At 68.8% G+C, this 7,385-nt stretch carries 8 protein-coding genes and 1 pseudogene; 4 read left to right on the top strand and 5 right to left on the bottom strand.

The genetic code is table 11. The features are described from left to right. Positions 1–210 (top strand): annotated as a pseudogene (locus tag GVL12_RS25300) (hypothetical protein); the annotation flags it as partial. Between the two features lie 152 nt (positions 211–362). On the opposite strand, the gene GVL12_RS25295 reads toward GVL12_RS25300, so the two are convergent. Genes GVL12_RS25295 through GVL12_RS25280 form a run of 4 tightly spaced genes read right to left on the bottom strand, consistent with a single transcriptional unit; the run spans position 363 to position 3,344 of the window. Next, a complete protein-coding gene (locus tag GVL12_RS25295) occupies positions 363–1,154 on the bottom strand; it encodes an SDR family oxidoreductase (protein WP_159918319.1) in 792 nt (263 codons plus the stop codon). A gap of 2 nt (positions 1,155–1,156) precedes the next feature. Then, positions 1,157–1,789 (bottom strand): LPS export ABC transporter periplasmic protein LptC, encoded by a 633-nt coding sequence (gene lptC / locus GVL12_RS25290; RefSeq protein ID WP_159918318.1) that lies wholly within the window; start codon positions 1,787–1,789, stop codon positions 1,157–1,159. Further along, positions 1,786–2,343 (bottom strand): HAD family hydrolase, encoded by a 558-nt coding sequence (locus tag GVL12_RS25285; protein ID WP_159918317.1) that lies wholly within the window; start codon positions 2,341–2,343, stop codon positions 1,786–1,788. Before GVL12_RS25285 ends, lptC begins: the two co-directional genes overlap by 4 nt. Next, entirely contained in the window at positions 2,343–3,344 is a 1,002-nt protein-coding gene (locus tag GVL12_RS25280) for an SIS domain-containing protein (protein WP_159918316.1), read from the bottom strand. The genes GVL12_RS25285 and GVL12_RS25280 overlap by 1 nt, the downstream gene beginning before the upstream one ends. A 184-nt stretch (positions 3,345–3,528) precedes the next feature. Here GVL12_RS25280 and GVL12_RS25275 point away from each other — a divergent pair, with 184 nt between their 5' ends. From GVL12_RS25275 to GVL12_RS25265, 3 genes are all read left to right on the top strand, one after another. Next, positions 3,529–4,083, top strand: coding sequence for an adenine phosphoribosyltransferase (locus GVL12_RS25275; RefSeq protein ID WP_159918315.1), 555 nt, complete (start codon positions 3,529–3,531; stop codon positions 4,081–4,083). 77 nt (positions 4,084–4,160) lie between these two features. Beyond that, on the top strand, positions 4,161–5,207 hold the full coding sequence (locus GVL12_RS25270) for a DUF4105 domain-containing protein (RefSeq protein WP_159918314.1): 1,047 nt from the start codon (positions 4,161–4,163) through the stop codon (positions 5,205–5,207). Positions 5,208–5,218: 11 nt separating this feature from the next. Further along, complete coding sequence (locus GVL12_RS25265; RefSeq protein ID WP_235033979.1) at positions 5,219–7,207, top strand: triacylglycerol lipase; 1,989 nt, start codon at positions 5,219–5,221, stop codon at positions 7,205–7,207. Between the two features lie 2 nt (positions 7,208–7,209). Here GVL12_RS25265 and GVL12_RS25260 read toward each other — a convergent pair. Next, the coding region (locus tag GVL12_RS25260) for an aldehyde dehydrogenase family protein (protein WP_159917398.1) at positions 7,210–7,385 on the bottom strand (176 nt) is incomplete at its 5' end.

Here is a 7,385-nt window from a genome sequence, read left to right as displayed (position 1 = left end):
GGCTATGGCGGCGGCGGCGGCGGCGGCGGCGGCGGCGGCTATGGTGGTGGTGGTGGCGGCCGAGAAGGCGGCGGCTACGGCGGCGGCAATCGCGACGGCGGTTATGCCGGTGGCCGCAACGATGGCGGTTTCCGCAGCCCCTACGGCTCGGGCCCGCGCGGCGGCGGTGGCGGCGGTCGTGGTGGCTACGGCAATAACCACGGCGAATAATCCGTCCGCACGAAAACAAAAAGGCTTCAATTGAAGCCTTTTTTTACATTATGAGTATGTCGCCGGCAGCAGGACGCCATGTTTGTCCGCCGCCGCACAAAATCCGCGCTCGCGCTCAGGTAATGCCTGCGGGGCCACAACGCCCGCTTTTGCTAACTGGTGTGCTTATGTCGATGTTTGGTTTGCCGGCCTTGTAACAGACGGTCGAATACCGCGTTGGGCAACAGCCGCAACAGCTTGGCCACGACGCCCATCTGCCAGGGAATCACCGCGTAACTGGTTTGTCGCATGATCGCCCGGCAGGCGCGCTCGGCGAAGTCATCGGCAGTCAGAAGAAACGGCATCGCATAGCGGTTGTCGCGCGTGAGCGGCGTGGCGACATAACCGGGCAACAGCGTCACCACGCGCACGCCGTGCGCGCGCAGTTCGCCGCGCAGGCTCTCGCAGTAGCTGACCACCGCGGCCTTGCTCGCGCAGTAGGCGCCGTGGCCCGGCAGCCCACGGATCGCCGCCACGCTGGCCACGCCGACCAGGGTGCCCGAGCCCCGGGCCTGCATCGCGCGAATGAAGGGGTGGAAGGTTGCGGCCATGCCCAGGTTGTTGGTCGCAAACAGCTGCGCCATCACGCCCAGGTCTTCGCGCTCGGCGGAATCTATGCCCCAGCTCACGCCCGCGTTCGCCACCACTACCTGCGGCAGGCCCTGGCGCGCCAGGCACTGCATGCCGGCGTCGACAATGCTGTCGGCAATGGATACATCGGCGCCGTAGACCGCATAGCGCGCGGGGTCCAGCCCCGCGGACGCGGCCCAGTCGTGCATCGCCTGGGTATTGCGGGCCACCAGGGCCAGGTCATGGCCCTGGGCGTAGAAACGCCCCGCAAGCGCCTGGCCTATGCCGCTGGAAGCGCCGGTAATGAACACCAGGGGACGCGCGGGTGCAGTCATGCTCAGCGCCCCGCCGCGGCGGCGGGCGCGGGCTGCAGCACCCCGCGGACCCGGCCGTCGAGTTGCAGCACCTGCTCCAGGTGGTCGTAGTTGAGGCGATCGGCCGTGAAGCGGTCCGCGCCGCGCCACAGCACCACGGGCTGGTCCGAAAGAACGCGTTCCTCGTTGGTCCAGGCGTGCAGGAATTCGCCCTCGAAGCGCAATTCGGGAAAGCGCTTGCCATCGGGCAGCTGCATGGCTTCGCGCGTGACGCGCGCATCGCCAAACAGCTGGACTTCGGAGCCGTCGCCGTTGCTCAGGCCGCGCAGCGCGGTCGCCCGGGTCTGCCGGCCGTCGGGGGCCTTGGCATGGATCTGCACGCCGTCGATCTCCAGCGTGTCGGTGTCGGGGTAGTGGCGCGCCATCTGGCCCTGCAGCTGGCGCGTCATGCGGCCCGCGGCGTCGAAGTTCTGCACCGAGAAGTCCTTCATGAAATAGTCGGGCTCATGCACGGGCGCGCGCGCGGCCACGGCCGGCAGCGCCGACGGCGCATTGCGCACCAGCCACCAGCTGGCAAGCGCCATCAGGCACATCAGGATCACGGGCAGATAGATGGTGAAGCTTTCCCAGCCGCGGCGCCATGGGGGGCGTGTCATGCGTAGCTTTCAAGCAAGCTGGCGTAACGGCCCGAGGCCACCAGCAGCAGATCGCAGAATTCGCGCGCCGCGCCCTGCCCGCCCGGGCGCTGGGTCACGTAATCGGCCGCGGCCTGGGCTTGGGCATGCGCGTTGGCGGGCGCACAGGCGATGGCCGCGCGGCGCATCACGGGCAGATCGGGCCAGTCGTCGCCCATGGCCGCGGCCTGGCTCCAGTCCAGCCCCAGGGTCTGCAGGAACTCCTCGGCCGCGGGCTTCTTGTCCTCGGTGCCGAAACGCGCATGCTCCACGCCCAGGTTCTTGAGCCGCAGGCGCAGCGGCGCCGAGTCGCGCCCCGTGATCACCACCGGCGTGATGCCCACTTTCTGCAGCAGTTTCAGGCCATGGCCGTCGAGCGTGTTGAAGCGCTTGATGACTTCGCCTTCGTGGGTGAAATACAGGCCGCCGTCGGTGAGCACGCCATCGACGTCGAAAAACACCACCCGCACCCCCTGGGCCTTGAGCAGCAACTGGGGCGCGAAGTCGAGCGCCGGGGCAAGAGCGGGACGTTGCATCAGATCACCTTGGCGCGCATCAGATCGCGGATATGGACCACGCCCACGAGCTGGTCGGCGCCCTCGGTCACGAACACCGAAGTGATGCCGTACTGCTCCATCAGCCGGGCGGCATCGACGGCCAGCGCATCGGCCTGGATGGTACGGGGTCCGGGGTGCATGACTGCACCGGCCGTGGTGCTCAGCAGGTCGGCGCCTTGTTCGATGCGCCGGCGCAGGTCACCGTCGGTGAACACGCCGCGCAGTTCGCCCTGGTCGCCGACGATGGCCGAGGCGCCCAGGCCCTTGGCGCTCATTTCGCGCATCAGCAGCAGGAAAGGCGCATCGGCCGGCACGCGTGGCACGTCCGTGCCCGCACGCATCACATCGCCCACATGGGTCAGCAGCTTGCGGCCCAGCGCGCCGCCGGGATGGGAGCGCGCGAAATCCTCGGTCTTGAAGCCGCGCGCATCGAGCAGCGCCACCGCCAGCGCATCGCCCAGCGCGAGCTGGGCCGTGGTGCTGGCCGTGGGCGCGAGGTTCAGCGGGCAGGCTTCGCGTTCCACATAGGTGTCGAGCACCCAGTCCGCATGGCGGGCCAGCGTGGAGCGGGGGTTGCCGGTCATGCCGACGACGGGCACGCCCTGGCGCCGCAGCGCGGGCAGCAGGGCCGCGATCTCGTCGCTCTCGCCGCTGTTGGACAGCGCCAGCACCAGGTCGTTTTCCGTGACCATGCCCAGATCGCCATGGCTGGCTTCGCCCGGGTGCACGAAGAACGACGGCGTACCGGTGGAGGCCAGCGTGGCGGCGATCTTGCGGCCCACATGGCCGCTCTTGCCCATGCCCATGACCACGACCCGGCCGCGGATGTCGAGCACGCGCTCGACGACCTGCGCAAACACGGGAGACAGGCGGTCGGACAGGGCCAGAAGGGCCTGGGCCTCGATACCGAGGGTGTCACGCGCGAGTTGCAAGGCCTGGGGGCCGTCAAAAGGACGCGTGGAAGCTGCTGCAGAATTCATGCCCGGATTTTAGGGCCTGCGCCCGGTGCACCGGCATAGGCAGGTGCGTGTGGGGTCATGCAGGGCGGCGGCGGCGTTATCCCGCGGGCGGTACAGGTCAGCCCGCTTGACCTTGGCGATGGCCTGTTTACACTCCTGCAGCCGCTGGGCCACGCCCAGCCCCGTCCCCGAATACCGCGTCGCCATGCTCCACACCACCATCAACGACTACCTTCGGCAGTACATCCGCACCGTTCCCGACTGGCCCGCGCCGGGCGTGCAGTTCCGCGACATCACGCCGCTGCTGCAGGACCCGAAAGTCTTCCGCGTGCTGATCGATGCGTTTGTGCACCGCTACATGGACCCGGCCCTGCGCCCCGACGTGGTCGCGGGCCTGGACGCGCGCGGCTTCATCCTCGGCGCCGTGGTCGCCTATGAGCTCAATGTCGGCTTCGTGCCTATCCGCAAGAAAGGCAAGCTGCCGTTCACCACCGTGGAAGAAACCTATGAGCTCGAATACGGCAGCGCCACCGTCGAGCTGCATGCCGATGCCGTCAAGCCCGGCGACCGCGTGCTGCTGATCGATGACCTGATCGCCACCGGCGGCACCATGATGGCCGGCAGGAAACTGCTGGAAAAACTCGGTGCCCAGGTGATCGAAGGCGCGGCCATCGTCGACCTGCCCGAACTCGGCGGCTCGGATCGCCTGCGCGAAAGCAAGCTGCCGCTGTACACCCTCGTCGACTTCGACGGGCATTGATCTTGCACCTGTGACAAACTCACCCGCCGCGTTGCGCGCCGGTTTTCTGCCCCATCCCTCTTTTTCCTTGCCCCACCATGCCCTTGCCCCGCGACCATGCCAAACAAGCACCACCTCCGGGGCGCGTATGGGCCGGCTGCGCGCGCGCGCTCGGCGCACTGCTGGGACTGGCACTCGCGGCATTCGGCGCGCTGGCGCTGTGGAGCCAGGCGCCGGGCGGGCGGTTCGCCGCCGCGGCGCTTGCCGGCCTGTGGGTGATCTGGGTGGGCGCCTCCTGTCTGCTGGCCAGCGCCGATCCACGCTCCTGGCGGGCCTGGGGGCTGCTGGCCGCGGGCTGCGTGCTGCTGGGCCTGTGGTGGGGTTCGATCACGCCGTCGAACGACCGCGTCTGGGCCGCCGATGTGGCGCGCACGCTGCGCGCCGAACGCCAGGGCGCGCAAGTGCTGCTGCACAACGTGCGCAATTTCGACTGGCGCAGCGAAGACGATTACACCGTGCGCTGGGAAACCCGGCGCTACGACCTCGACCGCCTGCGCTCGGTCGACATGGCACTGTCGTACTGGATGGGCCCGGCGATTGCGCACACGCTCGTGTCCTTCGGCTTTGACGATGGCCGCCAGCTGGTGTTCTCGGTCGAAGTCCGCAAGGAGCGCGGCGAGCAGTACTCGGCGCTGGCCGGGTTCTTCAAGCGCTACGAGCTCGCGCTGGTGGCCGCCGACGAACGCGACATCCTGGGCGTGCGGGCGCGCGTGCGCGATGAAGACGTCTACCTCTACCGCGTGCACATGTCCAAGCCGGCGATGCGCGCGCTGTTCGAGCAATACCTCGACGAGTCCGACGCCTTGCGCGCAACGCCGCGCTTCTACCAGACGCTGACCGCCAACTGCACGACCATCGTCTACGCGATGATGGAGCGCATCGTTCCTGGCCTGCCGCTCGATGCGCGCCTGCTGCTGTCGGGTTACCTGCCGGCCTATGTGCAGGAAGTCGGCGGCCTGACGGGCGGCTACTCGCTGCAGGAGCTGCAAGAGAAGGGGCGGATCACCGAACGTGCGCAGCAAGTGCGCCCCGACGCCGATTTTTCCGCCGCCATCCGGCAGGACCTGCCGGTGCAGGCGCGCTGAGGCCCGATTCCATGTCCCTGTCGACCCTTATGCGCCCCGTGCTGGCGCACGCCCGGCGCCTTGCCGCAGCGCGTTGGCTCACGCTGTGCACCGCCGCCTTGCTCGCCGGCTGCGCCGGGGTCCAGGTCAGCTCCCTCCCGCCTTCGGACTATCTGTCGCAGCGGCGCTCCGACATCCTCACGGCCGGCACGCTCAGCGCCGCGACCCAGGAAACCCTGCGCGTGATCGGCCTCGAGCGCAAGCGCTGCGAAGAGCTGCCCGTCCAATGCCGTGACAACATCGTCAGCACGCCGGGGCTCAACGACGACCAGCGCCTGTCCGCGCTGGCCGAGCTCTGGACGCAGGCCGCGCTGCAGGCCCAGCGCGCCGCGCCCAACAGCCACGGCAGCGACGAAATCGATGCCTGGCTCGAAGCCGCGCGCCACGCCTACGCCTACCTGTTCTTTTCGTCGCGCAAGCCCGGCGAGCGTATGTTCGAAGACCGCCAGACCCAGGTGCGCGACTACTACAACCACGCCGTGGAGCAGGCCATCACCGGCATGTTCCACCACAGCCAGCAGCGCCATCTCGCGGCGCTCGACGCGTCGGTGCTGCCCTGGAATGGCTGGACGCTGCACACCAGCCTCGGCGGCATCTGGCTGCCACGCGACGCGCAGATGCCGCGCGAGCTGATTCCGGCCTCGTCGCTGACGTTCTCGGGCCTGCGCAACATCTACCGGCGCGACGGCTTCGGCGCGGAGCTGGTCGCGGTCTTCCCCACCGACGAGCCGTCGGGCGCGCCCGACGAGCCGCTCGACACATTGCCCACCCTCTCGTCCGACCAGCCCTTCCAGGAAGCGCCCTATCCCGCGCTCACGGCGCTGCTGCGCTTCGAGGGGGCAACGCTGGCCGAAGTGCTGCAGACGCGCGTCGTCCATGTGCAGATGTACGACCCCTACCGCTTCAACAAGGTGCTGCTCGCGGGCGAGCAGGTGCCGCTGGCGGCCAATTTCACCTCGGGCTACGGCCTGTGGCTCGCGCGCTCGGGCTTTTCCGTGCAGGCCCTGCGCTCGCTGCTGGGCCTGGACAACGGGCTGCTGCGCCCGCAGATCTACCTGATGCAGCCCTATGACCCGGGCCGGCGCGTGGTGCTGATGCTGCACGGGCTCGCAAGCAGCCCCGAAGCCTGGATCAACGTCGCCAACGAAGTGCTGGGCGACGAAACGCTGCGCCAAAACTACCAGATCTGGCAGGTCTACTACCCGACGAATGCACCGCTGGCGCTCAACAACCGCGCGATCCGCGACGCGCTGCAGGCCACGTTCGCGCACTTCGACCCGCAGGGCCTGTCCGCGGCGTCGCAGCACACCACGGTGATAGGCCACAGCATGGGCGGCGTGCTCGCGCGGCTGCTGGTGTCGTCCACCGGCGCGCAGATCTGGGACCGGCTGCTCGAGGATTACCAGCTGCAGCCCGGCCAGCAGGCCGCGCTGCAGCGGCGCATGGCACCGCTGCTCAACTTCGAGCCGCTGCCCTCGATCACCGACGCCATCTTCATCGCCGCCCCGCACCGCGGCACGGCGTTTGCCAACCACCGGATCGCGCGCTGGGCCGCGAACCTGATCACGCTGCCGTTTTCCATGCTCGAGCAGGTCGGCGACGTGACGCGCGCACTGGCCCAGCTCAAGCCCCGGCCGGGCAAGCAGGGCCTGCTGCGCATTCCCAACAGCATAGACAACCTCAGCGACGAGGACCCGTTCGTGCGCCTGGCGTCCAACCTGCCGCTCGCCCCGCAGTTGCGCTACCACTCGATCATCGGCGACGCCGAGCCCGGGCTGCCGCTGGCCGACTCGAGCGACGGCATCGTGCCCTACGCCAGCGCCCACCTGCCCGGCGCGGCGTCGGAGCTGGTGATTGCCTCGGGCCACAGCGTGCAGGAGCACCCCCAGGCGATCATTGAAATCCGGCGCATCCTGCACGAGCAACTGCAAAGAACGCAGCCGGCCGGCGCCAGGCCCTAGCTTCAGGCCAGCGTATAGGCGGTCTTCACCGTGGTGTAGAACTCCTGGGCGTAACGGCCCTGCTCGCGCGGACCGTAGCTCGAACCCTTGCGCCCGCCAAACGGCACGTGGTAGTCCACGCCTGCCGTGGGCAGGTTCACCATCACCATGCCCGCCTGGCTGTGGCGCTTGAAGTGCG

Source organism: Pantoea sp. 18069 (genome assembly GCF_902706035.1).
Taxonomy (GTDB): domain Bacteria; phylum Pseudomonadota; class Gammaproteobacteria; order Burkholderiales; family Burkholderiaceae_C; genus Comamonas.
This window is presented reverse-complemented; position numbering and strand designations above follow the sequence as displayed.